The following is a 25,108-nucleotide window of genomic DNA, read 5'->3' as shown; positions in this document are numbered from 1 at the left end:
TGATAGAATGTTTCCAGCATTTAGTCAAGTATTTACTGCCGAAAACATGCTCTATCTATTTAGAGGTGCGCTGCTGTCATTATTGATAGCGGCGATTTCCTTATTGATAGGGTTGCTTTTGGGTATATTGGGAGCGAGTGGTAAGCGGTCCAAACATGCCGTACCAAAAGCGATTGCGAATTTTTATGTAGAAGTCATTCGTGGTACGCCACTGTTGTTGCAGATTCTGATCATTTTCTCGGTCATCCCATCAATTTATACCGCTTTTACAGGAAAGGTTTTGCGAATCAATGTGTATATGATTGGTATCATTGCGATGTCTATCAATAGTGGTGCCTACCAAACTGAATTGATTCGTAGCGGTATCAATGGCGTCGATCGTGGACAATGGGAAGCCTGTGAAACACTGGGTTTGACCAATAAACAAATGATGCGATTTGTGATTTTGCCACAAGCCTTTAAACGAATCGTACCACCCGTCATCAGTGAATTTATTACTTTGATCAAAGACTCCTCTTTGATTTCAACCATTGGTGCTGTTGAATTATTGAAAGGTGCCCAAGTCATTGGTACCGAATATTATGATGTTATGTCGCCCTATGTATTAGCTGCCTGCTTCTATTTGATCATGACAATCAGTATTTCTTTCTTAGGACGCTATGTAGAAAAGAGGTTATCAGCCAGTGATTAAAGTCGACCATATTAGTAAACATTTTGAACATACCCAAGCGCTGTCTGATGTTAGCTTGGAAATTGATAAAGGCGAAATTGTCAGTTTGATTGGTCCTTCTGGATCGGGAAAAAGTACATTGCTTCGTTGCATTCATGGTTTGGAACATCCAGAAAGTGGCAAGATTTATTTGGAAGACGAATGGATGGATCCTTCCGATGAAGAAAAATTCCGTGCGCAACGATCAAAGATGGGATTTGTATTCCAGCATTTTAATCTATTTCCAAATATGACCGTGATTGAAAACTGCACTTTAGCGCAAATCAATGTCTTGCAACGTTCACAAGAAGAATCCGAAAAAATTGCGATGCAATATTTGACACGCGTTGGCTTAGCAGAAAAACGCGATGAATATCCTAATAAATTATCGGGTGGACAAAAACAACGTGTTGCGATTGCACGTGCTTTGTGTTTACATCCCGAAATTATGTTGTTTGATGAACCGACTTCTGCTTTAGATCCGGAAATGATCAAAGAAGTATTGGAAGTTATGACCAATCTTGCTGAAGAAGGCATGACCATGATCGTGGTTACGCACGAAATGGGATTTGCTCGAAAAGTGGGTAGTCGGGTTGTCTTTTTGGATAGTGGCAAGATTGTTGAAGATGCACCAAGTGATCAATTCTTTGAGCATCCACAATCGGATCGTGCGAAAGATTTCTTAAGTAAGGTATTCTATCAATGAAAATCAACGACTTCAAAGTGGAACAATGGATGAATGATCATGAAAAGAAAGCCATTTATAATTTGACCGATACGTGTGTAAAAGCACTGACTTGGCAAGAATTAATGGAAATGGTGGAAATGAATCCAGACCTAGCATTGGATTATGGTGATATTACTGGATCTGATGCCGTAAAAAAAGCGGTATTGAAACTATATACATCTCATGATCTGCAATCATTAACGATGTTTCATGGATGTTTAGAAGCCAATCAACATGTGATGGATACGCTTTTGGAACCACGTGATCATATCATTACCTATGCACCAGGTTATCAACAATTTTGGGATTATCCACATTCATTGGGTGTAGAAACGACCATATTACCCTTAAGGGAAGCTGATGGTTGGATGCCAAACATAGAAGTGCTCAAAGCAAGCATCCGTTCCAATACGAAAATGGTCATTTTAAATAATCCGAATAATCCAACGGGAACGGTGTTTCCTCAAGCATATATGGAACAATTGATTCAAGTATGTAAAGAAAAAGATATTTGGATCTTATGCGATGAAGTCTATCGTGGTTTTAATGATCAACCAAGTATTAGTGATCAATATGAAAAAGGCATTGCGACCAGTTCATTAAGTAAGGTATTTGCGTTGCCAGGATTACGTTATGGATGGGTCAAAGCTTGTCCTTCTTTGATTCAAAAGATCAATGTACGAAGAGACTATACCATGATTTCTACGGGTCCATTGATGGACACGATAGCTGCTCAAGTGCTTGCGCATAAAGATGAAATCATTCAGAAAAATAAAGCTTACATTGAACAAAACAAACAGATATTTACAGCGTGGGAACAAGCGCAAACGCATTATCATTTGATCATGCCAAAAGCAGGTACGGTTGGCTTTTTATCTTATGATATGGATATTTCCAGTACCGAATTAGCCACAAAATTATTGGATCAAGAAGGTATCTTCTTTGTTCCTGGTTCTTGTTTTGGATTTGATCACCATGTTCGCTTTGGTTTGGGACAAGATTCTCAGATGTTAGAAAAAGGATTACAAAAGTTATCCGTATGGACGAATCGCCAATTTGGTTGATTCGTCTTTTTATGTTAGAATTGAGTTACATTTAGAGGAAACGAATATGAAAAAATATTTATTTTTATGTCTGTTGGTTCTATTGAGTGGTTGTGCACGAATCAGCGATATCATCCATAATGATACGAGCAAGGCACCGGTTTCAAAGACCGAAGAAGAAACGACGAAAAAAACAGTCGTATGTACAGGAGATAATGAAGAAAATATCACATTAGAAGTAAAGGGGGATGCGATTCAAAGTATGAAACAAGTCTCTTTTTTGACGTTCGATGAGATGGGTATTTCCATCAGTGATGATATGGATAAAAATAAAATTCAAGATTCGATCAATCAATCTTTACAAGATAAATATAAAGATTTGAAGGGTGTATCTGTCACAGGTACTTTGATGGATTCGAAAGTTGAAATTACGACAACGATCAATTTTAAAGAAGCGAATTTCGATGAGTTAGTCGATGCCGGACTTTTAAGTAAGGGAACAAAAGGAAATCAAGTTGTTTCTTTAAAGAAGACCATGAAAGCGTATAAGGCTGATGGATATGCATGTAAGGTGAGTAGTTAAGCGGCCAAGCCGCTTTTTTCGTGGAGGGCGTATGCGTTATTATATAGCAGATTGTCATTTTTATCATAAAGCACTATTGGATCATATGGATTGTCGTGGCTTTGATAGCGTGGAATCAATGAATGAGTATATGATCGAACAATGGAATAAAAAAGTAAGAAAAAATGACGAAGTCGTGATCTTAGGTGATTTATCTTGGGGAAATTTGGCCCAGACCCAGCAGATCCTCGATCAGCTCCAAGGACACTTATTTATGATTCGGGGAAATCATGACTATTTTTTAGATGACAAACAATTTGATCGAAGTCAATTTGACTGGATTGAAACCTATAAAGAGTTGAATGATAATAAACGCAAGGTGATTTTGTGTCATTATCCGATTGCTTGTTACAATGGGCAATATCGAAAAAGTGAAGATGGCCAAGCCAAGACATATATGTTGCATGGGCATATTCATAATACCCAGGATCAACCAATTTTAGACGCGTATCAAGATTATGTCCATCGCCAATGGCATGATGCGATTGGTGGCGGTAAAGAACATATTCCATGTCAGATCATTAATTGTTTTTGTATGTATTCGGATTATCAACCAATGACTTTGGATGAATGGATCGAAATTGATAAAAAGAGAAGACAAAGTACTAAAATAAATGATACAATATGACAAAGGTGAGTCATATGGAACATTTAAATACGGAAAAAGGAGCCAAAGCGCTATATATTCAAATTAAAGATATTTATCGGCATAAAATATTGAATGGCGATCTAAAATTAGGCGATCGCATTGAAAGTGAATTAGAGATCCAACAAAAATATAATGTCTCAAGAATCACGGCTCGACAAGCCATTCTGGATCTAGAAAAAGAAGGAATGGTCAAACGAGGACGTGGTAAGGGAACGTTTGTGATTTGGCGGCCAGGCATTGAAGAAGATTTGATGCATGTATCCAGTTTTACACAAGAAATGGAAGCAGCAGGACGGGTGCCAGGTACCAGTTCTGTCAGTATCACAAAAGAATATTTGGATAAGGATACGGCACAGGAATTTAATGCTTCCACGGATGAATTGATGTATTGTGTACGACGTGTACGTACGGCCGATGATATCAAGATCGTCTATATGGTGAGCTATTATCCATTAGAAACACATTTACCAATGGATCCCGAACGTATTCGCAACTCCATTTATGAGATCCTCGATTATACTGGTTCTGGAGTACCAACCCATATCGTGGAGAAGATCCGTGCGGAATTACCCAATGAAGAAACGGTAGAAGCTTTGAATATCTCTAAAACACAGCCAATCTTATATCGTTCGCGAATTGGATATAGTGAAGATCATAAACTGGTTGAATTATCGAAGTGCTATTTTCGTGGTGATTTATATTCCTACTGCATCACTACTTCAAATGAAGAATAGGCATCCATGAAGATGCCTTTTTAACATAAAAAAAACGCACCGAAGTGCGTATCTTTTCAATGGTGACACGTACGGGATTCGAACCCGTGAATGCATGCGTGAAAGGCATGTGAGTTAACCGTTTCTCCAACGTGCCGTGCTCAAGCATAATACCACGGTTCGAATCGAGATGCAACCACAATCTAAAAAAATGATAGAAATAAGCCAACAAGTAAAACGATTAGCCAAATATAGAGACAGAATTTAAAAATCTTCCAACCAATCTTGATCAAGCCAATGAGAATAAATAGTAAGAGGATCGCAAATATATATGTAAACATGAACATATTCTAACATAGAATGGGAATGATATCTTGATATAAGAAATGGAAAGAAGGAGAATCATCTTCATCGATATGATAATGACCGCAATACCATTGCTTATAGGTAACTCTTCCATATATTTGTTCAAGATACGTTAAAATATTCACTCGATTGGATGCATAGCCATTATCCATGGCTTCACGATTAAAACCATGTCGTAAGGCAATGCTTTTTGGAGCATCATGCGTAATGATGATATCGACTGTATTATTATACTTTTCTAACATATCCAGTCCGTGTTGACATTCGGCTTGGGTAGGAAGTTCTTGTTGCCACCAGCTTCTTCCTTCGATGCGATAGTCTCGATCATGACTAAAAGCATCACCAAACGTAAAGATGGTTTTATCTTCAATGGTATAAATCTCACCACGTAATAAATGATAGATGTCCGGATAAATGGTTTGAACTATTCCATGATACTTTTCTTCTTTGGGATAGGTTTCCAAACGATTAAAGTTTTCATGATTGCCATCGACAAATAATGTGGTCCAAGGCTTTTTATGCAACCATTCCAACCAGTATTTTTCTTCTCTGCTTGGTAAGGCATCCCAAATCAAGCCAAAATCACCACAAATAATTAGTGTATCATTGGATTTAGCTGGACATCTTTTCAATTTTCGAATATCGATCCATGCATGGATATCACCGGTTACATAAATCATAAGGATCACCACCTATATATATTATATATTGGATAATAAAAAAACGCACCGAAGTGCGTTATGTATAAATGGTGACACGTACGGGATTCGAACCCGTGAATGCATGCGTGAAAGGCATGTGAGTTAACCGTTTCTCCAACGTGCCATGTTTAAGTGCTAATACACTATAGCATGACTTTTTAGGGTGTGCAAGTAAAAAATCAAAAAAAGAGTTGCGTTTTTTGGATGATTCACCTATTATTAGTGAGTATGCGTGGCAGAGTGATGCCAACACTCATTATGACCACTGCATAAGACATAAATATAGGAGGAAGTCTTATGGCAAAAAAGAAAGCAAAAGTAGTAAAAATCTGCAAATTGCAATTCATGGCCGGACAAGCAAAACCAGGACCTGCATTGGCAAGTGCTGGAATCAACATGCCTCAGTTCTGTACTGCATTCAATGATGCAACAAAAGATCGTCGTGGCGAAATTGTCCCTGTAGTAATTACAGCATATGAAGACAAGAGTTTTGATTTTGTTACAAAAACAACACCTGCAGCTCAAATGTTAAAGAAAGCTGCTAACATTCAAAAAGCATCTGGAGATCAGAAACAAGTAGCTGGTACAATTTCTGTTGATCAATTAAAAGAAATTGCCGAATACAAGATGCCAGATTTGAATGCCAACGATGTAGAAGCTGCAATGCGTATCGTTGCTGGAACTGCACGTAATATGGGAATCAAAATTGAAGGATTTGAATAGGAGGATAAATCAATATGGCAAAGAGAAGTAAACGTTATCAAGAAGCTGCTAAATTGGTTGATTCTTCGAAAAAATATACAATCGACGAAGCAGTGGCTTTATTAAAGAAAACAGCTTCATCTAAAATGGATGAATCTGTGGAAGTATGTTTCAATTTAAATGTAGACCCTCGTCATGCGGATCAATTGATTCGTGGTGCCTTGGTTTTACCAAATGGAACTGGAAAAACACAAAAAGTTGCCGTTGTTGCGGAAGGCGACAAAGCCAAAGAAGCCCAAGATGCTGGTGCTGACTTTGTAGGTGGACAAGAATTGATCGACCAGATTTCTGGTGGATGGTTTGATTTTGACGTATTGGTTGCAACACCAAACTTGATGGGTAAATTAGGTCGTTTGGGACGTGTATTGGGTCCTAAAGGATTAATGCCAAACCCTAAGAGTGGTACAGTAACAATGGATGTTGCGAATGCTGTTGATGAAATCAAAAAAGGTAAAGTAACATACCGTGTCGATCGTGATGGAAACTTGAACATCATGATTGGTAAAGTAAGCTTTGAAGAAGCTCAAATCGTTGAAAACTTCAATGCTATCTATACACGTATCGTAAAAGCGCGTCCTTCGACTGTAAAGGGTACGTATATGCGTAACTGTGTATTAACTTCTACAATGGGTCCAGCTATCCATATTACTATGGAATAATAGTTGACAAATTGTAAAGAACGATTTAAAATTCGCTTGTTATCAATATTCCAAAGACAGTAACGGTCAAAAGACTTAATTATGTTACCTAGGGTTGATGCATATGTTTTAAGATGCTCATTTATAGCCCGTGCTTTGGTACGGGCTTTTTCTTTGAATATTGTGGCAATAAAGAAAGAAGAGGTGGACCAAATGAACAAGGATGTACTTGCTCAAAAAGAAGCCAAGGTCAATGCTCTTGCTGAAAAGATGGAAGCAGCTAGCTCTATCGTTTTGGTTGAGTATCGTGGATTAACTGTTGCTGAAGCCACTGAACTTCGTCGTAACTTACGTGCAGAAGATGTAGATTTCGAAGTTTGCAAAAACGCCGTATCTCGTCGTGCTGCTGAAAAATTAGGTTATGATGATTTTAGCAAGGTTTTAGTCGGACCAAACGCCTTAGCTTTTGGTAAAGACCCTGTTGCACCAGCTCGTGTTTTAGCAAAATTTGCGAAAGATCACGAAAAATTGGTTTTAAAAACAGGAATCGTTGACGGAAAAATGGTCGACGAAGATGTTATCAAACAATTGTCTGCATTACCTAACAAAGAAGGTATGTTGGCACGCTTTGCTTCTACATTAAATGCCCCAGTTATCAAATTCGCTATGACAGTTAAGGCATTAGCAGAAGCAAAAGAAAATGGAACTGTCAAAGAAGCAGCTGCAGAAGATGCACCTGCTACCCCAGCTGAAGAAGCACCAGCCGAAGCAGCTGCTGAATAATGAGGAGGAACAAATCATGGCAAAATTGACACAAGAAGATATTTTAGCTTACTTAGAAGAAGCTACTATTTTAGAATTAAATGACTTGGTAAAAGCAATCGAAGACAAATTTGGTGTTGTCGCTGCTGCTGCTGTTGCTGCACCTGCTGCAGCCGAAGCTGCTGATGAAGGACCAAGCGAAGTAACTGTAACTTTGACTGACATTGGACAAACAAAAGTTAAAGTCATCAAAGCCGTACGTGAAATCACTGGTTTAGGATTAGTTGATGCTAAGAAATTGGTTGATGCTGCTCCAAGTGCAATCAAAGAAAACATTGATCCAGAAGAAGCTGAAGAAATCAAAAACAAATTGGTTGAAGCTGGAGCAACTGTTGAAGTTAAGTAATTTCACTTATACGCAAGCCCTTTTATAAGGGCTTTTTTTTATGCCTTCGTAAAAAATGATTGTACATATCTTTACAAATCTTTGAAACAACCGTCATATTTTCTTGACAGTCATTGAGTAGGATGAAGATGTAAATAAACAGGGAGGAAAAAAACAGTATGAAAAGAGTAGCTTCATTATTATTAGCTGCTGCAATGACAGCTGGTCTATTGACTGGTTGTGGTGGAGGAAGTTCATCATCTTCTTCAAGCTCAAGTGATTTTGAAGGAACAATTACAGCTGCAGGATCATCTGCATTGAAACCATTAGTAGATGAGGCATCAAAAAAATTCACTGAAAAATATCCTAACGTATCCATTACCGTAGATGCTGGTGGATCTGGAGAAGGTTTGAAACAAGTATCCGAAGGAACCGTTACAATTGGTAACTCCGATGTAGCTGCCGAAGACAAATTGGATGCTGATAAAGCCAAGGAATTGAAAGACCATCAAGTAGCTATCGTTACAATGGCACCAATTGTTAATAAAGACATAAAACAAGGTGGCGTTGATAATTTATCCAAACAACAATTAATCGATATCTTCACAGGAAAGATTACAAACTGGAAAGAAGTTGGCGGACCCGATGAAGACATCGTATTAGTTACTCGTCCATCTTCTTCAGGAACACGTGCGACCTTTGAAAAATATGCATTAGACGGTAATACGGAAGCTGAAAATCAATCGATGGAAACCGATGATTCTGGTGTCCTTTTGAAAAACGTATCAGATACAAAAGGTGCAATCGGATATGTTGCATTAAGTTATTTGGTAGACAATGATGATGTAAGTACAGTATCAATCGATGGTGTAGAACCAACATTGGAAAACACATACAGTGGTGATTGGAAAGTATGGGCAACCGAACATATGTACACCAAAGGTAAAGGTACAAAAACTGATCGTGCATTCATTAAATACATCGTATCCGATGACTTCGCTAAAACAACGGAAAAACTTGGTTATGGCGTAGTTAGCAAGATGCAAAACTTAGATCACTAGTATTGAGCGGGCCTAGCCCGCTTCATTTTTGAAAGGAGACATTCATATGAAACAAAAAGGAATGTTTGCCAAAGAATATGCCTGGCGAGGGCTTGCCACCATTGGTGGAGTGTTCGTCATTGGATTGACCCTGGTGATAGGGGCCTTTCTTGCTTATAAAGGCAGTGGAACTTTCCTAATATTTAAACATACACTTTCAGAATTCATTGGATCAACCAATTGGGGTCCGGTTGATAATTCAAGCGGTGGTGGAACCGTCGGTGCTTTGATTTTCATTTGTGGTTCATTAGCAACCTGTGGTTTAGCACTATTGATTGCCACCCCACTATCTTTAGGATCTGCTATCTTCATGACTGAGATTTCACCAAAGTTTGGTGAAAAATTCTTCCGCCCTGTTGTACAAATATTTGCTGGTATTCCATCCGTTGTCTATGGATGGGTTGGTTTGACCGTATTGGTACCAGCAATCAAAGCCATTTTCCATGTACAAGTCGGACAATCTATCTTAGCGGCTGGCTTGGTATTGGCCGTAATGATTTTCCCAACGATTACCAGTATGGCAAGTGATGCCATTGCTGCAGTTCCTAAGACCAATCGAGATGGCGCCTATGGTTTAGGATCAACACGTTGGCAAGCCATCTATCGTGTCATTGTTCCAGCCGCAAAATCGGGTATCATCTCATCCATTATCATGGGTTTAGCTCGTGCGTTTGGTGAAGCATTAGCTGTAGCTATGGTCATTGGTCAAACCACTGCCATGCCGCATGGTCTGTTATCACGATCCAAAACGATCACGACTGAAATTGCTGCCCAAATGGGTAATGCGATGGAAGGTGGCGAATTGAAAACAGCACTTTGGACATTGGCCTTATTGTTGTTCTTGATTTCGTTATTGTTCATTTGGATCATCCATCGTATCCATAAGGAGGCAAAAGATTAATATGAATGAAAGAATTGTCCGTGCCAAACGCGCTGATAAAATTGCAACCATTATCTTTACGATCATTGCTGCCTTGTTCTCTATCTTATTATTTGGCTTTGCTGGAAAAGTTATTATTGGTGGCTTTTTGGGAGCTACACCAGAAATGTTCCAATTTGCGATGAGCGGATCCATTGGCAACCAATTATGGAATACCATCTACCTTGTATTTATTTCGTTATTGGTTTCCGTACCCATTGGTATATTTGCTGGTATCTATCTAGCCATGTATGCTCGTCAAGGACGTTTCACAAAGTTCTTGCGGATGTGTATCGAAACCCTTTCTTCTTTACCATCCATCGTTGTTGGTTTGTTTGGCTATTTGGTTTTCTTGGTTACCCTTGGAATGGGCAAGAGTTTGTTAGCTGGTGCCTTATCCATTTCCATTTTGACCTTACCATTATTAACGACGACAACCGAAGATGCAATTCGTGGTTTACCTGCTGGTTATCTACAGGGTGCATTGGGTATGGGATCGACAAAATGGCAATCCGTATGTCATGTATTGTTACCAGCTTGTCTACCACGTATCATGACCGGTGTCATTTTAGCGGCTGGACGTGGTTTTGGTGAAGCCGCTGCCTTATTGTATACAGCCGGTTCCGGAAGTATGTTGAATTGGCATAATTGGAGCTTTACGAGTCCAACCAGTCCATTATCATTATTCCGACCAGCTGAAACCTTATCCATTCAAATTTGGAACTTACAAGTCAATGGACAAAACCCTGATCTAGCCAACTTAGCTTCGGCTGTATTGATGATCTTGGTATTGATCTTCAGTATTGCAGCCAACGTATTGTCTAGACATATTCAAGCAAAGAATCAAGGAGATAAAGCATAGCGTATGAGTGAAGTAAAACTTAATATAGAGCACATTAACCTCCATTATGGTAATTTCCATGCTCTAAAAGATATTAATATGAAAATCTATGCCAATGAGATCACTGCTTTTATCGGTCCTTCTGGATGTGGTAAATCCACTTTCTTGAAATCATTGAATCGGATGAATGATTTCATCGAAGATTGTGTGATCGATGGCAAAATTGAAATGGATGGTGTCGATATTTATAAAGATATGGATGGTATCTCACTTCGACATGAAGTGGGCATGGTATTCCAACAGCCCAACCCATTTCCCAAAAGTGTATATGATAATGTAGCCTATGGACCACGAATTTTTGGTATCAAGAAAAAATCGGAATTGGATGAAATTGTCGAGCGTTCTTTACGACAAGCAGCTATTTGGGATGAACTAAAAGATCGATTGAATAAAAGTGCCCTAGGATTATCTGGTGGACAACAACAACGTTTGTGTATTGCTCGTACCTTAGCTGTTCAACCCAAAGTCATCTTGATGGATGAACCAACCAGTGCTTTGGACCCTATTTCAACCAATAAGATCGAAGATTTAGCTGTGGAATTGAAGAAGGATTATACCATTGTCATGGTTACCCACAATATGCAACAAGCAGCACGTATCAGTGATAAAACCGCGTTCTTCTTATTGGGAGAAATGGTGGAATATGGATCAACACCTGAATTGTTTGCGGATCCACAAGACGAACGAACAGAAAGATATATCACAGGAAGGTTTGGATAAAATGCGAAACGAATTCCAAAAAAAATTAAAAGAATTACATATTGCGTTAATTGATTTAGGACAAGATTGCCAAGATATCATTCGGGATACTTATCAGGCATTGATCAAAAATGATCTAGATGTTGTAGATGGCATTCGTCAAAAAGAAAATAAGATCAATCATAGTGAACGTGAAATCGAAAATCAATGCATTGCGTTATTGTTGCTGCAAGCACCAGTCGCAAAAGATCTTCGTCAAGTATCCAGTGCCTTAGAAATGATCACAGATATGGAACGAATTGGTGATCATGCCTATGATATTGCCGATATTGTCAAAAAGAACAATGATTTAAGTGAGTTAGTGGAACAACTGCCATTCAGAGATATGGTTAAACAAACCATCAAGATGGTGGATGATGCGATTCAATCCTTTGTGAATAATGATCATAATTTAGCAAAACAAGTCATGGATGAAGATGATATTGTCGATAACTATTTCGAAACGATTTACAATGATTTGGCAACCAAAGGCATCGATCGTCGTTCTTTGGATCTATTGATGATTGCGAAGTATTATGAGCGAATTGGCGATCATGCAACCAATATTGCCGAATGGGTATTGTATGAAATCACAGCCCATCAAGTTCCAATTGGTGAAAAATAAATATCTTCTTTCCTATATATAAAAAATGCGGTATTGCCGCATTTTTTATTCTTCATGATCATCTAGAATTTTCTTAATACCATTATAGATGCCGTTATCATATACACTGGTCGTTGAGAAATTCGCAAAACTTTTGACATATTCTGTAGCACTTCCCATAGCAACGCCAATATCCGCTTTTTGAAGCATGTGGATATCGTTGGTACTATCGCCAAACGCAATGGTATCTTTCCATGTGAAGTTGACATGTTTCATCATCAACTCAATGCCGACAGATTTATCGTTTCCACTATTGAAGACATCAAACATGAAACCATCGGATTTGACATTGATCAAGTCCGCACGTAAATCTGGATGTGCGGCCATAAAGTCATCAATTTCTTTCTTTTCTTTGGTCAAGATCACAGCATTATAGGCACGATGTCTTTTATGATACGATTGAGATGGATCATAAAATAAAGAATTTAAGACGTTGCAATATTTACAGAAGTCATACATCGGATAAAATTTATTGTAGATATATGTGGCATCGCCAAAATGGAACATGAGTCCTAATTCGTTTTGACTACAAAATTCGACAATGTCTTTGACGGTTTGTTTCGATATCGGTCTGGAATCTACTTCTTCAAAGGCACCGTCCAAGATGTACGATCCATTGATCAAAATGTAGTAATCAAATTGAATGTGTTTTAGGATACTATCCATCTGGTTTAATGGACGTCCTGTTGCGGCACAGACCATATATCCTCGTTTACGTAATTCATCAATGGCTTCGATGGAAGAAGGTTGAACGATATCGTTTTCTGTTTGGTAAAGCGTGCCATCCATGTCAAAAAAAACAATTTTGTGTTTCATTATTTCACCTCAAAAACATTATACAAGAAATAGATAAAAAAGAATTGACAAATATCACAAAGATGAGTAAATTAATATTGCATGCGTAATTTGGGCATTGTTATGCCCATTTATTTAACGGATGAAAAAGACACACCCGGAAGTGTGTGTTTGAGAAGAAGTGAAAGGAGTGTTCTTATGCCTACAATCAACCAGTTGATTCGTAAAGGTCGTAAGGCCAGCAAAGCTAAATCAAAGTCACCTGCTTTGAATCGTGGTTACAACTCATTGCAGTCTAGACCAACTAATTTGTCTAGCCCACAAAAACGTGGCGTATGTACTCGTGTTGGTACCATGACACCTAAGAAACCAAACTCTGCATTGCGTAAATATGCCCGTGTTCGTTTATCAAACGGCATGGAAGTTACTGCTTATATTCCAGGAATTGGACATAACTTGCAGGAGCACAGTGTAGTATTGATTCGTGGTGGACGTGTCAAAGATTTGCCAGGTGTTCGTTATCACATTATTCGTGGTACATTGGACTGTGCTGGTGTTACTGATCGTAAACAAAGTCGTTCATTATATGGAACGAAAAAACCTAAAAAGTAAATCGAACATGAGAGGAGGAAACTAAATGCCTAGAAAAGGACACATTGCCAAACGTGATGTACTTGTCGATCCTATTTATAACTCCAAGTTGGTTACTCGTTTGATCAACAAAATCATGTTAGATGGTAAAAAAGGAGTTGCACAAACGATTTTGTACAATGCGTTTGATATCGTAAAAGTTAAGACTGGGGAAGAACCAATGGCTGTATTTGAAAAAGCATTGGAAAATGTTATGCCTCAGTTGGAATTAAAAGTAAGACGTGTAGGTGGAGCCAACTACCAAGTACCTGTTGAAGTTAGTGACGAACGTCGTTTGACTTTAGGTCTTCGTTGGATCGTTAATTATGCACGTTTAAGAAATGAAAAAACTATGGAACAGCGCTTGGCTGCAGAAATTATTGATGCATCCAATGGTACTGGTGCTTCCGTGAAGAAACGTGAAGATACCCATAGAATGGCTGAAGCAAATAAAGCATTTGCTCACTACCGTTGGTAGGAAAGGAGACATCTCAATATGCCTAGAGATTATGCCTTGGAAGATACTCGTAATATCGGAATCATGGCTCACATCGATGCTGGTAAAACGACGACCACGGAACGTATTCTGTATTATTCGGGTGTTAACCATAAAATTGGTGAAACACATGATGGTGCAAGTACAATGGACTGGATGGAACAAGAACAAGAACGTGGTATCACGATCACTTCTGCTGCCACTACATGCCATTGGAAAAAATTAGATGGCACCGGTCATGAATGCCGTATCAATATCATCGATACACCAGGTCACGTGGACTTCACCGTTGAAGTAGAACGTTCTTTGCGTGTATTGGATGGAGCTGTAACAGTATTGGATGCCAAAGCAGGTGTTGAACCTCAAACAGAAACTGTTTGGCGTCAAGCAACGACATATGGTGTACCTCGTATCGTATTCGTTAATAAAATGGATGCGACAGGTGCTGACTTCATTATGTCATGCAACACGATCATTGATCGTTTAGGTGCAAAATCTTGCCCTATTCAGTTGCCAATTGGTGCAGAAAGCGATTTTGAAGGTATCGTTGATATCATCAAACGTACTGCTTACCATTATTCCGGAGATTATGGACGTATCGTAACAGAAGGTCCTGTTCCAGATGATCTAAAAGATCAAATGGAAGAATATCGTACCAAGTTATTGGAATACTTAGCTGATTACGATGAAGATTTCATGATGCAAGTATTGGAAGGTGAAGAACCTTCTGTTGAAGAAATCAAACGTGTATTACGTATTGCCGTATGTAAAGGTGATTTCTTCCCTGTATTGTGTGGATCTGCTTATAAAAATAAAGGTGTCCAAGAAGTATTGGATGCTGTCGTTGATTATTTACCAAGTCCAGTAGATGTACCTTCTATCAATGGTACAGACTTAGATGGAAACCCTGTACAACGTCATCCAAGTGATGATGAACCATTTGCCGCATTGGCATTTAAGATTGCAGCGGATCCATTCGTTGGTAAATTATCATTCTTCCGTGTTTACTCTGGTACTGCCAAAGCCGGAAGTTATGTATTAAACTCAAGTAAAGACAAACGTGAACGTTTTGGACGTATCGTACAGATGCATGCCAATGCACGTCACGAAATTGATCAAGTATATGCTGGTGATATTGCCGCTGCCGTTGGTCTAAAGGTAACGACAACCGGTGATACATTGTGTGCAGAAGATGCACCAGTTATCTTGGAATCTATGGAATTCCCAGAACCAGTTATCGAAATGTCTTTGGAACCAAAGACAAAAGCCGACCAAGACAAAATGGGCTTGGGATTGCAGAAATTGGCAGAAGAAGACCCTACTTTCAAAACATATACTAACGAAGAAACTGGACAAACAATCATTGCCGGTGTAGGTGAATTACACTTGGATATCATTGTTGACCGTTTGCGTCGTGAGTTTAAAGTAGAAGCAAATATTGGTAAACCACAAGTTGCTTATCGTGAAACCATTCGTAAAGCAGCTGACTGTGAAGGTAAATACATTCGTCAGTCTGGTGGTCGTGGACAATATGGTCACGTATGGATCAAATTTGAACCAAATGAAGGTAAAGGATTTGAATTCGTAGATGCTATCGTTGGTGGTAGTGTCCCTCGTGAATACATCAAACCAACCCAAGAAGGTTTGGAAGATGCATTACAAAATGGTATGATCGCTGGTTATCCAGTAATCGATATCAAAGCAACATTGTTCGATGGATCTTACCATGATGTCGATTCCAGTGAAATGGCATACAAGATCGCTGCAAGTTTCGCATTGCGTGAAGCTGCTAAGAAATGTGATCCAGTATTGTTGGAACCAATCATGTTTGTTGAAATTACCGCACCAAGTGAATACTTAGGTAGTGTAATGGGTGATGTTTCCAGTCGTCGTGGATCCATTACGGATCAAGAAGAACGCGGAAATGCCACAATCGTTCGTGCTATGGTTCCATTGGCTGAAATGTTTGGTTATGTAACAGACTTGCGTAGCTTTACACAAGGACGTGGAAACTTCTCGATGAAATTTGATCATTATGAAGAAGTTCCAAAGAGCATTTCTAAGAAGATCATTGAAGAGAACTCTAGCGAAAACTAGTTGCTTTTCAAACACACTTGAATTACAATTAATTCGATATAAAGTATAAAAAAATAGGAGGATTTAGCAAAATGGCTAAGGAAAAATTTGACAGAAGTAAAGTCCATGTTAATATTGGAACTATCGGTCACGTTGACCATGGTAAAACAACTTTGACTGCTGCCATCACAAGTGTTTTGGCAAAAAAAGGTATGGCAAAAGCTGAAGCTTATGATGAAATCGATGGTGCTCCAGAAGAAAAAGAACGTGGTATCACAATCAATACGGCACACGTTGAGTATCAAACTGAAAAACGTCACTACGCACACGTTGACTGTCCAGGTCACGCCGACTATGTAAAGAACATGATCACAGGAGCTGCCCAAATGGATGGTGCAATCTTAGTAGTAGCTGCTTCTGATGGTCCTATGCCTCAAACTCGTGAGCACATCTTATTGGCTCGTCAAGTAGGTGTACCTTACATTGTTGTTTATTTGAACAAATGCGACATGGTTGATGATGAAGAATTGATCGACCTTGTTGAAATGGAAGTTCGTGAATTATTGAACGAATATGGATTTGATGGAGACAACACTCCAATCATCCGTGGATCTGCATTGAAGGCTTTGGAAGGCGATCCAGAAGCTGAACAATCAATCATCGATTTGATGGATGCTGTAGATACTTGGATTCCAGATCCAGTACGTGATATCGATAAACCATTCTTGATGGCTGTCGAAGACGTTATGACAATTTCTGGTCGTGGTACTGTTGCTACAGGACGTGTTGAACGTGGTCAAGCACATTTGAACGACGAAGTTGAAATCGTAGGTATCAAACCAACTCAAAAGACAGTTATCACTGGTTTGGAAATGTTCCACAAGACTTTGGACGTTGCAGAAGCCGGAGATAACATCGGTGCATTGCTTCGTGGTATCGCACGTGATCAAATCCAACGTGGACAAGTATTAGCTGCTCCAGGATCTGTTCATCCACATACAAAATTTAAAGCACAAGTATATGTATTGACAAAAGATGAAGGTGGACGTCATACACCATTCGTATCGAACTATCGTCCTCAATTCTACTTCCGTACAACTGACGTAACTGGTGTTATCACTCTTCCAGAAGGAACGGATATGGTAATGCCTGGTGATAACGTTGAAATGTATGTAGAATTGATTGCCCCAATCGCTTTGGAAAACGGAACTCGTTTCTCTATTCGTGAAGGTGGACATACAGTTGGTGCCGGAAACGTCACTGAAATCTTAGGTTAATTTCAACCGTATGTAGGAGATCGAAAGATCTCCTTTTTTTGTGTCTTTTTACAAATATCAATAGGTTAAATGGTGGATATGTGCAAAAAAGTGCACAACAATTTTCAGAATTTGTCTAATGAAATTCCATGAATGCTTGTTTCAATCGCATGTGCAATCTATATAAAATTGCTTTAGGTATGCGCTTACATATAAGAAACATGAAAATTATGTAAGGAATAATAAAAATACAAGTAAATAAATGAAAGTAGAAATATCATTTTACATATGAAATAATAAACACGTTACTTGAACACTACAAGCGAACAGGTGTTAATTATTGACGGGCAAACACATGCTTGGGTGGACAAGAAGGAAGAGAAAAGGAGTATTATCATTTATCATGGATTCTGAAAAGAAAATCAAATGGTACATGCTTGCCTTCATGTGCTTTTCCACTCTTTGGGGATTTGGAAATGTTGCCAATGGCTACATGTACTTCAACGGAACCCAAGTCATTTTTTCATGGATTTGGATGTTCTTGTTGTACTTTGTTCCGTATGCTTTGATGGTTGGTGAATTGGGATCTGCCTTCAAAGACCTTGGTGGAGGTGTCACTTCCTGGGTACAGGAAACCACCGGTTCAAAATTAGCCTATTATGCAGGTTGGACCTATTGGGCATGTCACGTTACGTACATCGCATCCAAAGGTTCTGGCGGTTTGAAAGCATTGAGTTGGATGATCTTCCAAAATGCGGAAACCTACGATACCTTCCCAACTCGATATGTACAATTAGCTACTTTAGCTGTATTCTTATTTTTCTGTTGGGTCGCTAGCCGTGGTTTGAACCCATTGAAAAAATTAGCTACTCTTGCCGGAAGTAGTATGTTTGTGATGAGTATCCTATACATCATCTTGATGTTTGCAGCACCTGCCATCAATCCAGGTGGCGGTTATGTCCATTTGGATTTTAGCTTACACAAACTCATTCCTACCTTTGATTTGACGTACTTTACAAATTTATCCATCTTGGTTTTTGCGGTAGGTGGAATTGAAAAAATTTCCCCTTATGTCAATAAAATGGAAGGCGATGCCTCGAAAGAATTCCCTAAGAGCATGATCTTTGCGGCTGTCATGGTCATGGTTTGTGCAATCTTTGGTACGATTGCGATGGGTATGATGTTTGATCCAAAAGTTGTATTTGCTTCGGCGGATAGTCAAACGGCTTATATTGCCAATGGTTCTTATTGGGCTTTTGAAAAGTTAGGACAATATTATGGTATTGGCAATGCTTTGATGATGGTTTATGCAGCATGTAATGCGATTGGTCAATTTTCTACTTTGGTTGTCAGCATTGATGCGCCATTGCGTATGTTGTTGGATGATAAAAATGCTCGTCAATATGTTCCAAAACAATTGTTGAAACAAAATAAATATGGTGCATATATCAATGGTATTTGGATGGTTGTGATCTTATCGGGTGCAATTATCTTGGTACAAATCGCTATGCCAGGCGCTGCTGGTGTATTAGCTCAATTAAATAAATTGAATTCGGTATGTATGCCATTCCGTTATTTGTGGGTCTTCTTTGCTTATATCATGCTACGTCGCAAAAGCGAAAAGTTCCCTCGTTCCTATCGTTTTGTGAAAAGCCAAGGAACGGCGGCTTTCTTTGGATGGTTCTGCTTCATTTTAACGCTTGCTTGCTGTATCATGGGAATGTACTCTCCAGATGCCAAGACCATGGCCTTGAACGTGATCACGCCAGTGGTATTGGTTGCTCTAGGTGTGATCTTGCCAATGATTCGCAAACGTCAAGATCAAGAAGCGGCATAAGCCCGTACAAGAGAAACCGCGAGGTTTCTCTTTTTTAGGAGGAAAATATATATGGAAATTTCACAACAATTATTTGATTTTATTCAATCAAGTCCAAGCATGTTCCATACGATCCAAACCATTCGTACGGATCTGGAAAATGAGGGATTTATGTATCTAGCAGAAGGTCGATCTTGGACATTGGAAAAAGGTGGTAAATATTATACAACTCGCAATCATTCGAGCATTATTGCCTTTACAATTGGTCAAGAACTTGACAATTATCATTTTCAAATGAGTGCTGCACATTCCGATTCGCCAACGTTCAAAGTAAAAAGTGTACCCGAACTGAGTGGGCCCAATGAATATCTTCGCTTGGATGTTGAAGGCTATGGCGGAATGATCGATTATACTTGGCTAGATCGTCCATTAAGCGTAGCCGGTCGTGTCTTGATTCAAAAGGGACATGCCATGGAATCGAAACTATTATATATAGATAAAGATATATTATTGATTCCAAGTTTAGCCATCCATATGAATCGTGACATCAATCAAGGATATGCTTTTAATCATAAGACCGATCTATGTCCACTGTTTTCAACCGGAGCCTTGAAAAAAGGAGCTTTTGATGAAATGATTGCCAAGGAATTGGGAGTGAAACCTTCACAAATTTTAGCAAAAGACTTATTTTTGGTGAATCGTCAAAATCCAGTGGTCTGGGGCTATCAAGATGAATTTATTTCGTCGCCAAAATTGGATGATCTACAATGTGCTTTTGTTTCCTTGCAAGGATTTATTCATGCCCATAATGTACACGGTATCAATGTATATTGTTGCTTTGATAACGAAGAAGTCGGTTCCAATACCAAGCAAGGCGCTATGTCGACGTTCTTACATGATGTCCTGACGCGTATCAATAGTGCTTTAGGCAAAGATGCCGATGCCTATTATCAAGCCGTTTCTAAGTCTTTCTTAGTAAGTTGTGATAATGCGCATGCAGTTCATCCCAATCATGGAGATAAGTCCGATGCCGTGAATTATGCGATGATGAATAAAGGTCCCGTGATCAAGGAAGCAGCCAATCAGAAATATACGACCGATGCCTTTAGTCGTGCTTTGTTTACATATCTATGCAAAGAACATGATATTCCGGTACAAACCTTTGCGAATCGCAGTGACATGGCCGGGGGATCCACTTTAGGGAATTTATCCAATACGCAAGTAAGTGTGCATGCGGTCGATATTGGTTTGCCACAATTGGCTATGCATTCCAGTTACGAAACAGCCGGGGTACAGGATACAAGCTATGCGATTGATGCTTTGCAGGCGTTCTTCAATGCCAATTTAATGATTGAAGAAGCAGATACTGTGACATTTGATGAGTAGAGAATGGAAGTGGTTGGATCCATCCTTATCCGTTGATTGGAATACCGAAAGTCGCAAGCTTTTGGATACGATCGATGGGATGCGTATCCCCAATGCACAAAAGAATATGTTGGTGCAATATTATATTGAACATCCGCATATGCAACGGAAAGCAAATCGACAAAAGGAAATCAGATCATGGATGCGTACGGATGCGTATCAAAAGATCAAAGAACAAAGGGTTCATGATGATCAAAATAAATTTACGATTGCGAGCATTGTGATCGTGATGATGGCTACCTTGTTTTTATTCTTCTTACGCGCTGTGATCACACGATCCTTTGTGGTCAATTTCAGTGTGGATGCGATCGTAGGTGCCATTGCTTTGGTACTCTTGGTGCGAAATCTACATATCAAATATCGTTTGATCGATCAATATGTGGATACGAAACGATGGTATCAGATGATCGATGGGGCTTCATTTGTATTATGTGTCTTATTGAAATTCTTGTTTCCACCTGTCTTTGATTTCAGTCTGATCCTCTTATTCATTTCATTTGTGATCCAAAAGAAAAAACTAGAAAAGATCTTTCAGAGTTTTTAGCGCAATATGCGCTTTTTTTAACGCCTTTTTTTCTAAAAAAAGAGGTTGCATCCCTCCATGAAACATGGTAATATCATCCCGCACTGCGAAGAAGTGCGAGGTTGCTGACCCACTGAAAAGCGTTGTCATGGGTGGCGTCAGGTAATTCGCATGGAGCATGTTTATCTAGAATAAACGAAAGGAGTTAACATGGCAAACAACACAATGAGAATTCGCCTTAAGGCGTATGAGCACCGCATCCTTGATGATAGTGCTAAGAAAATTGTCGAAGCAGCGACAAAACACGGAGCTAAAAAAGTAGTTGGTCCCGTTCCGCTACCAACGGAAAAACAAGTTGTAACAATTTTACGTGCTGTTCATAAATACAAATATTCACGTGAACAGTTTGAAATTCGTACGCATAAGCGTTTGATTGAGATTGTTGCACCATCAAAGGAAACGATTGATTCGTTACAACGATTAGACCTTCCTAGTGGTGTCGACATCGAAATTAAACTTTAATGGAGGTGTCTGAGAATGAAAGGACTATTAGGAAGAAAATTAGGAATGACGCAAGTCTTCACAGAAGACGGTACATTAATTCCCGTAACTGTAGTAGAAACTACACCAAATGTTGTTCTTCAGGTGAAGACAGTAGAAACTGACGGATACAATGCCGTACAGTTAGGCTTTGATGAAGTCAAAGAAAAAAATACAACAAAAGCAATCGTTGGACATTGTGCCAAAGCAAACACAAGTCCTAAACGCTTCATCCGTGAAGTACGTGATTGTGAATTAGATGTAAAAGTTGGCGATCTTGTAAAGGCCGATATCTTCGAAGCTGGTGAAACAGTCGATGTCATCGGAACAAGCAAGGGTAAAGGATACCAAGGTACGATCGTGCGTAACAATGCACATCAAGGACCTCGTAGTCATGGTGGATCAAAGAACATTCGTCACATTGGTTCATTAGCTACAAATGGTATTACATCTCGTCAAGGACGTATCATGAAAGGTACAGTCATGGCCGGTCATGAAGGTGGTTATCGTACCACAAACCAAAACTTGACAGTAATTAAGGTTGATGTTGAAAACAACTATGTATTGATCAAAGGAAATGTGCCAGGACCTAAGAAAGGATTCGTGATGATTCGTACTGCGAAGACTTCAAAAGGAAATAGCGAACCAGTTACTTTGGTCGACTATAGCAGTAAGGAGGCTCAATAATGGCTAAGATCGATGTAATTAACCAGACCGGAGCTGTCGTTGATTCAATCGAATTGAACGACGTTGTATTTGGAATCGAACCAAATCAACAATGTATCTATGACGTATTAGTTATGCAAGCTGCTGGTAAACGTCAAGGTACTGCCAAAACAAAAGGACGTTCTGAAGTAAGCGGTGGTGGACGTAAGCCATACCGTCAAAAAGGAACTGGACGTGCTCGTCAAGGTACAATTCGTGCCCCACAATTCCGTGGTGGAGGAACTGTATTTGGCGCTGTACCACGCGATTATCATTATCGTGTAAATAAGAAAGTTCGTAATCTTGCATTGCGTTCTGTATTGAGTGAAAAAGTTGCTGAAACAGCATTTGCTGTCATTGATCAATTCAATGTAGATGCACCAAAAACAAAAACGTTTGTTGGCATCATGGAAGCAATTAATGCACCAAAGAAAACCTTGTTCGTAGTTGGTAAAGAAGAAGATGCAAACAATGCTTATTTATCAAGTCGTAACATTCCAGAAGCAAAAATGTTACGTAGTGATTTGATCAATGTATTTGATCTTGTCAAAGCAAACAAGGTTGTTATGACAGCAGCTGCTGTAAAAGAAGTTGAGGAGGCTTTGGCATAATGAAAGACTATAGAGATGTCATTATTCGCCCAGTTATCACTGAAAAAAGTATGAAGTTGATGGCTGAAGACAACAAAGTCACTTTTGAAGTTGCTAAGGGTGTGAACAAGATTGAAGTTCGCAACGCAGTGGAAAAAGCATTCAACGTGAAAGTTGTTAAAGTAAATATGAGCAACACAAAATCAAAACCACGTCGTGTTGGTCGCTATATGGGTAAAACCCAAGCTGTTCACAAAGCAATCGTTAAATTAGCTGAAGGCGATTCTATCGATTTGTTTGGTGAAGAATAATCAGGGAGAAGACGCTATTTCCTGAATAAATATTGCGATAAGGAGGAAAATATAGTTTATGCCTATTAAGAAGTATAAACCTACGACACCTGGTCGTCGTGGCATGACAAGCTTAACAAAAGAAGAGTTAACTGCAACAAAACCTGAAAAAAGCTTGTTAGCCCCTAAGAAGAGCAAGGGTGGACGTAATAACACAGGACGAATCACAACTCGTCATCAAGGTGCTGGACATAAGAAAGCATACCGTATTATTGATTTCAAACGTAACAAAGATGATATTCCTGCAAAAGTATCTACGATCGAATATGATCCAAACCGTTCTGCGAATATCGCTTTGTTGACATATGCTGATGGTGAAAAACGTTACATCATCGCACCTGCTGGATTGGAAGTAGGAATGAAAGTTGTTTCTGGTAAGGAAGCCGACATCAAAGTGGGAAATGCCATGGAAATGCGCAACATGCCAGAAGGTACAATTGTACATAACGTTGAATTAAAGCCTGGTAAGGGTGGACAAATGGCACGTAGTGCTGGCGCTTCTGCTCAAATCTTAGGTATTGAAGATAAATATGTTATCTTGCGATTGACATCTGGAGAGATGCGTCGTGTATTAGGAGAATGCCGTGCCACAGTTGGTGCTGTTGGAAATGGCGATTACAGCTTAGTTAACTATGGTAAAGCTGGACGTAATCGCTGGAGAGGCATTCGACCTACTGTTCGTGGTTCAGTTATGAACCCTAATGATCACCCTCATGGTGGTGGTGAAGGACGTGCACCAATTGGACGTAAGTCTCCTATGACACCTTGGGGCAAGAAAGCTCTTGGTGTGAAAACACGTAAGACGAAGAAGGCAAGCGACAAGTTGATCATTCGCCGTCGTAATGCTAAGTAGGAAAAGGAGGAAATGAGAAATGAGTCGTAGTTTGAAAAAAGGACCTTTCGTTGATGATCATTTGATGAAAAAAGTTGAAGCATTAAATGAAAGCGGAAAGAAAGAAGTTATCAAGACTTGGAGTCGTCGTTCCACAATTTTCCCTTCATTTGTTGAACATACATTTGCGGTTTATAACGGTAAGGAACATGTTCCTGTATACGTTACAGAAGATATGGTTGGTCATAAATTAGGTGAATTTGTGCCAACTCGTAAGTTCACTGGACATACTTCCGGTGATGACAAGAAGGCGTAAGAGGAGGATAAACGATGGAAGTCAAAGCAACTGCAAAAACTCTACGTGTTCAGCCTCGAAAAGTAAGACTTGTCTTAAACTTAATTCGTGGAAAAGACGTAGAAGAAGCTGAAGCAATTTGCAAATTTACACCAAACAAAGGTGGCTATCTTGTTGGTAAAGTATTACATTCTGCAATTGCGAATGCTGTAAATAACGAAGATTTAGATGAAAGCAATCTTTACGTTAAAGAATGCTATGCCAATGAAGGAATCACGATGAAGCGCTATATGCCTCGTGCAAAAGGTAGTGCAAGTGCTATTCATAAACGTACCAGTCACATTACAGTAGTTGTGGCTGAAAAGGAATAGGAGGACAAC

31 protein-coding genes, 2 tRNA genes and 1 other annotated feature are annotated in these 25,108 nt (G+C 39.2%); of the genes, 29 read left to right on the top strand and 4 right to left on the bottom strand.

Annotated features, from left to right (window positions below; genetic code table 11):
• The first annotated feature begins 7 nt into the window (after window positions 1–7).
• The 6 genes from EDX97_RS05620 to EDX97_RS05595 are packed head-to-tail and all read left to right on the top strand — an operon-like array spanning window position 8 to window position 4,484.
• The gene (locus EDX97_RS05620) at window positions 8–691 is read left to right on the top strand and encodes an amino acid ABC transporter permease (protein ID WP_128520205.1); all 684 of its coding nucleotides are present in this window, start codon (window positions 8–10) and stop codon (window positions 689–691) included.
• Window positions 684–1,415, top strand: coding sequence for an amino acid ABC transporter ATP-binding protein (locus tag EDX97_RS05615; protein ID WP_128520204.1), 732 nt, complete (start codon window positions 684–686; stop codon window positions 1,413–1,415). Before EDX97_RS05620 ends, EDX97_RS05615 begins: the two co-directional genes overlap by 8 nt.
• Window positions 1,412–2,500 carry an aminotransferase class I/II-fold pyridoxal phosphate-dependent enzyme gene (locus EDX97_RS05610; RefSeq protein ID WP_128520203.1) on the top strand — a complete coding sequence of 363 codons (1,089 nt, stop codon included), beginning with the start codon at window positions 1,412–1,414 and terminating at the stop codon, window positions 2,498–2,500. The genes EDX97_RS05615 and EDX97_RS05610 overlap by 4 nt, the downstream gene beginning before the upstream one ends.
• A gap of 46 nt (window positions 2,501–2,546) precedes the next feature.
• Window positions 2,547–3,062 carry a DUF1307 domain-containing protein gene (locus EDX97_RS05605; RefSeq protein ID WP_128520202.1) on the top strand — a complete coding sequence of 172 codons (516 nt, stop codon included), beginning with the start codon at window positions 2,547–2,549 and terminating at the stop codon, window positions 3,060–3,062.
• Between the two features lie 31 nt (window positions 3,063–3,093).
• Complete coding sequence (locus EDX97_RS05600) at window positions 3,094–3,729, top strand: metallophosphoesterase (protein WP_128520201.1); 636 nt, start codon at window positions 3,094–3,096, stop codon at window positions 3,727–3,729.
• Window positions 3,730–3,743: 14 nt separating this feature from the next.
• Window positions 3,744–4,484, top strand: coding sequence for a GntR family transcriptional regulator (locus EDX97_RS05595; protein WP_183164280.1), 741 nt, complete (start codon window positions 3,744–3,746; stop codon window positions 4,482–4,484).
• A gap of 60 nt (window positions 4,485–4,544) precedes the next feature.
• On the opposite strand, the gene EDX97_RS05590 is transcribed toward EDX97_RS05595, so the two are convergent.
• The 3 genes from EDX97_RS05590 to EDX97_RS05580 form a co-directional block, all read right to left on the bottom strand.
• Window positions 4,545–4,620, bottom strand: a tRNA-Glu gene (locus EDX97_RS05590).
• Window positions 4,621–4,813: 193 nt separating this feature from the next.
• Window positions 4,814–5,509: a metallophosphoesterase gene (locus EDX97_RS05585; protein WP_128520199.1), complete on the bottom strand. Its 696-nt coding sequence runs from the start codon at window positions 5,507–5,509 to the stop codon at window positions 4,814–4,816.
• Between the two features lie 69 nt (window positions 5,510–5,578).
• A tRNA-Glu gene (locus EDX97_RS05580) sits at window positions 5,579–5,654 on the bottom strand.
• Between the two features lie 173 nt (window positions 5,655–5,827).
• On the opposite strand from EDX97_RS05580, the gene rplK reads away from it, so the two are divergent.
• The 9 genes from rplK (at window position 5,828) to phoU (ending at window position 12,360) form a co-directional block, all read left to right on the top strand.
• A complete protein-coding gene (gene rplK, locus EDX97_RS05575; protein ID WP_128520198.1) occupies window positions 5,828–6,253 on the top strand; it encodes a 50S ribosomal protein L11 in 426 nt (141 codons plus the stop codon).
• 14 nt (window positions 6,254–6,267) lie between these two features.
• Window positions 6,268–6,951, top strand: coding sequence for a 50S ribosomal protein L1 (gene rplA / locus EDX97_RS05570; RefSeq protein ID WP_128520197.1), 684 nt, complete (start codon window positions 6,268–6,270; stop codon window positions 6,949–6,951).
• A 32-nt stretch (window positions 6,952–6,983) separates the two neighbouring features.
• Window positions 6,984–7,112, top strand: a sequence feature (ribosomal protein L10 leader region).
• A gap of 31 nt (window positions 7,113–7,143) precedes the next feature.
• Entirely contained in the window at window positions 7,144–7,713 is a 570-nt protein-coding gene (gene rplJ, locus EDX97_RS05565; protein WP_128520196.1) for a 50S ribosomal protein L10, read from the top strand.
• Window positions 7,714–7,729: 16 nt separating this feature from the next.
• Window positions 7,730–8,098 (top strand): 50S ribosomal protein L7/L12, encoded by a 369-nt coding sequence (rplL, locus tag EDX97_RS05560; RefSeq protein WP_128520195.1) that lies wholly within the window; start codon window positions 7,730–7,732, stop codon window positions 8,096–8,098.
• 158 nt (window positions 8,099–8,256) lie between these two features.
• A complete protein-coding gene (locus tag EDX97_RS05555; RefSeq protein ID WP_128520194.1) occupies window positions 8,257–9,138 on the top strand; it encodes a phosphate ABC transporter substrate-binding protein in 882 nt (293 codons plus the stop codon).
• Window positions 9,139–9,184: 46 nt separating this feature from the next.
• Entirely contained in the window at window positions 9,185–10,078 is an 894-nt protein-coding gene (gene pstC / locus EDX97_RS05550; protein ID WP_128520193.1) for a phosphate ABC transporter permease subunit PstC, read from the top strand.
• Between the two features lies 1 nt (window position 10,079).
• Window positions 10,080–10,958, top strand: a complete 879-nt coding sequence (pstA, locus tag EDX97_RS11710) for a phosphate ABC transporter permease PstA (RefSeq protein ID WP_183164279.1) — start codon at window positions 10,080–10,082, stop codon at window positions 10,956–10,958.
• A gap of 3 nt (window positions 10,959–10,961) precedes the next feature.
• Window positions 10,962–11,717 (top strand): phosphate ABC transporter ATP-binding protein PstB, encoded by a 756-nt coding sequence (gene pstB, locus EDX97_RS11705; RefSeq protein ID WP_183164278.1) that lies wholly within the window; start codon window positions 10,962–10,964, stop codon window positions 11,715–11,717.
• A 1-nt stretch (window position 11,718) separates the two neighbouring features.
• Entirely contained in the window at window positions 11,719–12,360 is a 642-nt protein-coding gene (phoU, locus tag EDX97_RS05540) for a phosphate signaling complex protein PhoU (protein WP_183164277.1), read from the top strand.
• Between the two features lie 45 nt (window positions 12,361–12,405).
• Here phoU and EDX97_RS05535 read toward each other — a convergent pair whose 3' ends face one another.
• Window positions 12,406–13,215, bottom strand: a complete 810-nt coding sequence (locus EDX97_RS05535) for an HAD family hydrolase (protein WP_128520191.1) — start codon at window positions 13,213–13,215, stop codon at window positions 12,406–12,408.
• Between the two features lie 177 nt (window positions 13,216–13,392).
• On the opposite strand from EDX97_RS05535, the gene rpsL reads away from it, so the two are divergent.
• The 14 genes from rpsL to rplV all read left to right on the top strand — a co-directional run bounded on the left by rpsL (window position 13,393) and on the right by rplV (window position 25,099).
• The gene (gene rpsL / locus EDX97_RS05530) at window positions 13,393–13,806 is read left to right on the top strand and encodes a 30S ribosomal protein S12 (protein ID WP_128520190.1); all 414 of its coding nucleotides are present in this window, start codon (window positions 13,393–13,395) and stop codon (window positions 13,804–13,806) included.
• 25 nt (window positions 13,807–13,831) lie between these two features.
• Complete coding sequence (rpsG, locus tag EDX97_RS05525) at window positions 13,832–14,302, top strand: 30S ribosomal protein S7 (protein ID WP_128520189.1); 471 nt, start codon at window positions 13,832–13,834, stop codon at window positions 14,300–14,302.
• An 18-nt stretch (window positions 14,303–14,320) separates the two neighbouring features.
• Window positions 14,321–16,417, top strand: coding sequence for an elongation factor G (fusA, locus tag EDX97_RS05520; RefSeq protein WP_128520188.1), 2,097 nt, complete (start codon window positions 14,321–14,323; stop codon window positions 16,415–16,417).
• Between the two features lie 71 nt (window positions 16,418–16,488).
• Window positions 16,489–17,673 (top strand): elongation factor Tu, encoded by a 1,185-nt coding sequence (gene tuf / locus EDX97_RS05515; protein WP_128520187.1) that lies wholly within the window; start codon window positions 16,489–16,491, stop codon window positions 17,671–17,673.
• A 382-nt stretch (window positions 17,674–18,055) separates the two neighbouring features.
• Window positions 18,056–19,489 carry an APC family permease gene (locus tag EDX97_RS05510; RefSeq protein ID WP_128520186.1) on the top strand — a complete coding sequence of 478 codons (1,434 nt, stop codon included), beginning with the start codon at window positions 18,056–18,058 and terminating at the stop codon, window positions 19,487–19,489.
• Window positions 19,490–19,534: 45 nt separating this feature from the next.
• Window positions 19,535–20,854, top strand: coding sequence for a M18 family aminopeptidase (locus EDX97_RS05505; protein ID WP_221175906.1), 1,320 nt, complete (start codon window positions 19,535–19,537; stop codon window positions 20,852–20,854).
• Entirely contained in the window at window positions 20,847–21,437 is a 591-nt protein-coding gene (locus EDX97_RS11855) for a hypothetical protein (protein WP_221175892.1), read from the top strand. Before EDX97_RS05505 ends, EDX97_RS11855 begins: the two co-directional genes overlap by 8 nt.
• Before the next feature lie 189 nt (window positions 21,438–21,626).
• Window positions 21,627–21,938 carry a 30S ribosomal protein S10 gene (gene rpsJ / locus EDX97_RS05495; protein WP_128520184.1) on the top strand — a complete coding sequence of 104 codons (312 nt, stop codon included), beginning with the start codon at window positions 21,627–21,629 and terminating at the stop codon, window positions 21,936–21,938.
• A gap of 15 nt (window positions 21,939–21,953) precedes the next feature.
• Window positions 21,954–22,643 carry a 50S ribosomal protein L3 gene (rplC, locus tag EDX97_RS05490; protein WP_128520183.1) on the top strand — a complete coding sequence of 230 codons (690 nt, stop codon included), beginning with the start codon at window positions 21,954–21,956 and terminating at the stop codon, window positions 22,641–22,643.
• Window positions 22,643–23,272, top strand: a complete 630-nt coding sequence (gene rplD, locus EDX97_RS05485) for a 50S ribosomal protein L4 (protein ID WP_128520182.1) — start codon at window positions 22,643–22,645, stop codon at window positions 23,270–23,272. The genes rplC and rplD overlap by 1 nt, the downstream gene beginning before the upstream one ends.
• Window positions 23,272–23,562, top strand: coding sequence for a 50S ribosomal protein L23 (gene rplW / locus EDX97_RS05480; protein ID WP_128520181.1), 291 nt, complete (start codon window positions 23,272–23,274; stop codon window positions 23,560–23,562). The genes rplD and rplW overlap by 1 nt, the downstream gene beginning before the upstream one ends.
• Before the next feature lie 58 nt (window positions 23,563–23,620).
• Window positions 23,621–24,454 carry a 50S ribosomal protein L2 gene (rplB, locus tag EDX97_RS05475; protein WP_128520180.1) on the top strand — a complete coding sequence of 278 codons (834 nt, stop codon included), beginning with the start codon at window positions 23,621–23,623 and terminating at the stop codon, window positions 24,452–24,454.
• A gap of 19 nt (window positions 24,455–24,473) precedes the next feature.
• A complete protein-coding gene (gene rpsS, locus EDX97_RS05470; protein ID WP_128520179.1) occupies window positions 24,474–24,749 on the top strand; it encodes a 30S ribosomal protein S19 in 276 nt (91 codons plus the stop codon).
• Window positions 24,750–24,763: 14 nt separating this feature from the next.
• Window positions 24,764–25,099: a 50S ribosomal protein L22 gene (gene rplV, locus EDX97_RS05465; RefSeq protein WP_128520178.1), complete on the top strand. Its 336-nt coding sequence runs from the start codon at window positions 24,764–24,766 to the stop codon at window positions 25,097–25,099.
• The last annotated feature ends 9 nt before the right edge of the window (window positions 25,100–25,108 follow it).

It is taken from the genome of Absicoccus porci, from assembly GCF_003725415.1.
Taxonomy (GTDB): domain Bacteria; phylum Bacillota_I; class Bacilli_A; order Erysipelotrichales; family Erysipelotrichaceae; genus Absicoccus; species Absicoccus porci.
This window is presented reverse-complemented; position numbering and strand designations above follow the sequence as displayed.

Bases quoted from the DNA above. Each gene is read 5' to 3' on its own strand.
- rpsJ (WP_128520184.1), top strand. From the start codon at position 21,627: ATGGCAAACAACACAATGAGAATTCGCCTTAAGGCGTATGAGCACCGC.
- phoU (WP_183164277.1), top strand. From the start codon at position 11,719: ATGCGAAACGAATTCCAAAAAAAATTAAAAGAATTACATATTGCGTTA.
- EDX97_RS05620 (WP_128520205.1), top strand. From the start codon at position 8: ATGTTTCCAGCATTTAGTCAAGTATTTACTGCCGAAAACATGCTCTAT.
- pstC (WP_128520193.1), top strand. From the start codon at position 9,185: ATGAAACAAAAAGGAATGTTTGCCAAAGAATATGCCTGGCGAGGGCTT.
- rplL (WP_128520195.1), top strand. From the start codon at position 7,730: ATGGCAAAATTGACACAAGAAGATATTTTAGCTTACTTAGAAGAAGCT.
- EDX97_RS05585 (WP_128520199.1), bottom strand. From the start codon at position 5,509: ATGATTTATGTAACCGGTGATATCCATGCATGGATCGATATTCGAAAA.
- rplW (WP_128520181.1), top strand. From the start codon at position 23,272: ATGAAAGACTATAGAGATGTCATTATTCGCCCAGTTATCACTGAAAAA.
- rplK (WP_128520198.1), top strand. From the start codon at position 5,828: ATGGCAAAAAAGAAAGCAAAAGTAGTAAAAATCTGCAAATTGCAATTC.
- EDX97_RS05605 (WP_128520202.1), top strand. From the start codon at position 2,547: ATGAAAAAATATTTATTTTTATGTCTGTTGGTTCTATTGAGTGGTTGT.
- rplJ (WP_128520196.1), top strand. From the start codon at position 7,144: ATGAACAAGGATGTACTTGCTCAAAAAGAAGCCAAGGTCAATGCTCTT.
- EDX97_RS05595 (WP_183164280.1), top strand. From the start codon at position 3,744: ATGGAACATTTAAATACGGAAAAAGGAGCCAAAGCGCTATATATTCAA.
- EDX97_RS05600 (WP_128520201.1), top strand. From the start codon at position 3,094: ATGCGTTATTATATAGCAGATTGTCATTTTTATCATAAAGCACTATTG.
- fusA (WP_128520188.1), top strand. From the start codon at position 14,321: ATGCCTAGAGATTATGCCTTGGAAGATACTCGTAATATCGGAATCATG.
- rpsL (WP_128520190.1), top strand. From the start codon at position 13,393: ATGCCTACAATCAACCAGTTGATTCGTAAAGGTCGTAAGGCCAGCAAA.
- EDX97_RS11855 (WP_221175892.1), top strand. From the start codon at position 20,847: ATGAGTAGAGAATGGAAGTGGTTGGATCCATCCTTATCCGTTGATTGG.
- rplV (WP_128520178.1), top strand. From the start codon at position 24,764: ATGGAAGTCAAAGCAACTGCAAAAACTCTACGTGTTCAGCCTCGAAAA.
- pstB (WP_183164278.1), top strand. From the start codon at position 10,962: ATGAGTGAAGTAAAACTTAATATAGAGCACATTAACCTCCATTATGGT.
- rplD (WP_128520182.1), top strand. From the start codon at position 22,643: ATGGCTAAGATCGATGTAATTAACCAGACCGGAGCTGTCGTTGATTCA.
- rpsS (WP_128520179.1), top strand. From the start codon at position 24,474: ATGAGTCGTAGTTTGAAAAAAGGACCTTTCGTTGATGATCATTTGATG.
- EDX97_RS05610 (WP_128520203.1), top strand. From the start codon at position 1,412: ATGAAAATCAACGACTTCAAAGTGGAACAATGGATGAATGATCATGAA.
- EDX97_RS05535 (WP_128520191.1), bottom strand. From the start codon at position 13,215: ATGAAACACAAAATTGTTTTTTTTGACATGGATGGCACGCTTTACCAA.
- rplA (WP_128520197.1), top strand. From the start codon at position 6,268: ATGGCAAAGAGAAGTAAACGTTATCAAGAAGCTGCTAAATTGGTTGAT.
- pstA (WP_183164279.1), top strand. From the start codon at position 10,080: ATGAATGAAAGAATTGTCCGTGCCAAACGCGCTGATAAAATTGCAACC.
- rplC (WP_128520183.1), top strand. From the start codon at position 21,954: ATGAAAGGACTATTAGGAAGAAAATTAGGAATGACGCAAGTCTTCACA.
- EDX97_RS05510 (WP_128520186.1), top strand. From the start codon at position 18,056: ATGGATTCTGAAAAGAAAATCAAATGGTACATGCTTGCCTTCATGTGC.
- rplB (WP_128520180.1), top strand. From the start codon at position 23,621: ATGCCTATTAAGAAGTATAAACCTACGACACCTGGTCGTCGTGGCATG.
- rpsG (WP_128520189.1), top strand. From the start codon at position 13,832: ATGCCTAGAAAAGGACACATTGCCAAACGTGATGTACTTGTCGATCCT.
- tuf (WP_128520187.1), top strand. From the start codon at position 16,489: ATGGCTAAGGAAAAATTTGACAGAAGTAAAGTCCATGTTAATATTGGA.
- EDX97_RS05555 (WP_128520194.1), top strand. From the start codon at position 8,257: ATGAAAAGAGTAGCTTCATTATTATTAGCTGCTGCAATGACAGCTGGT.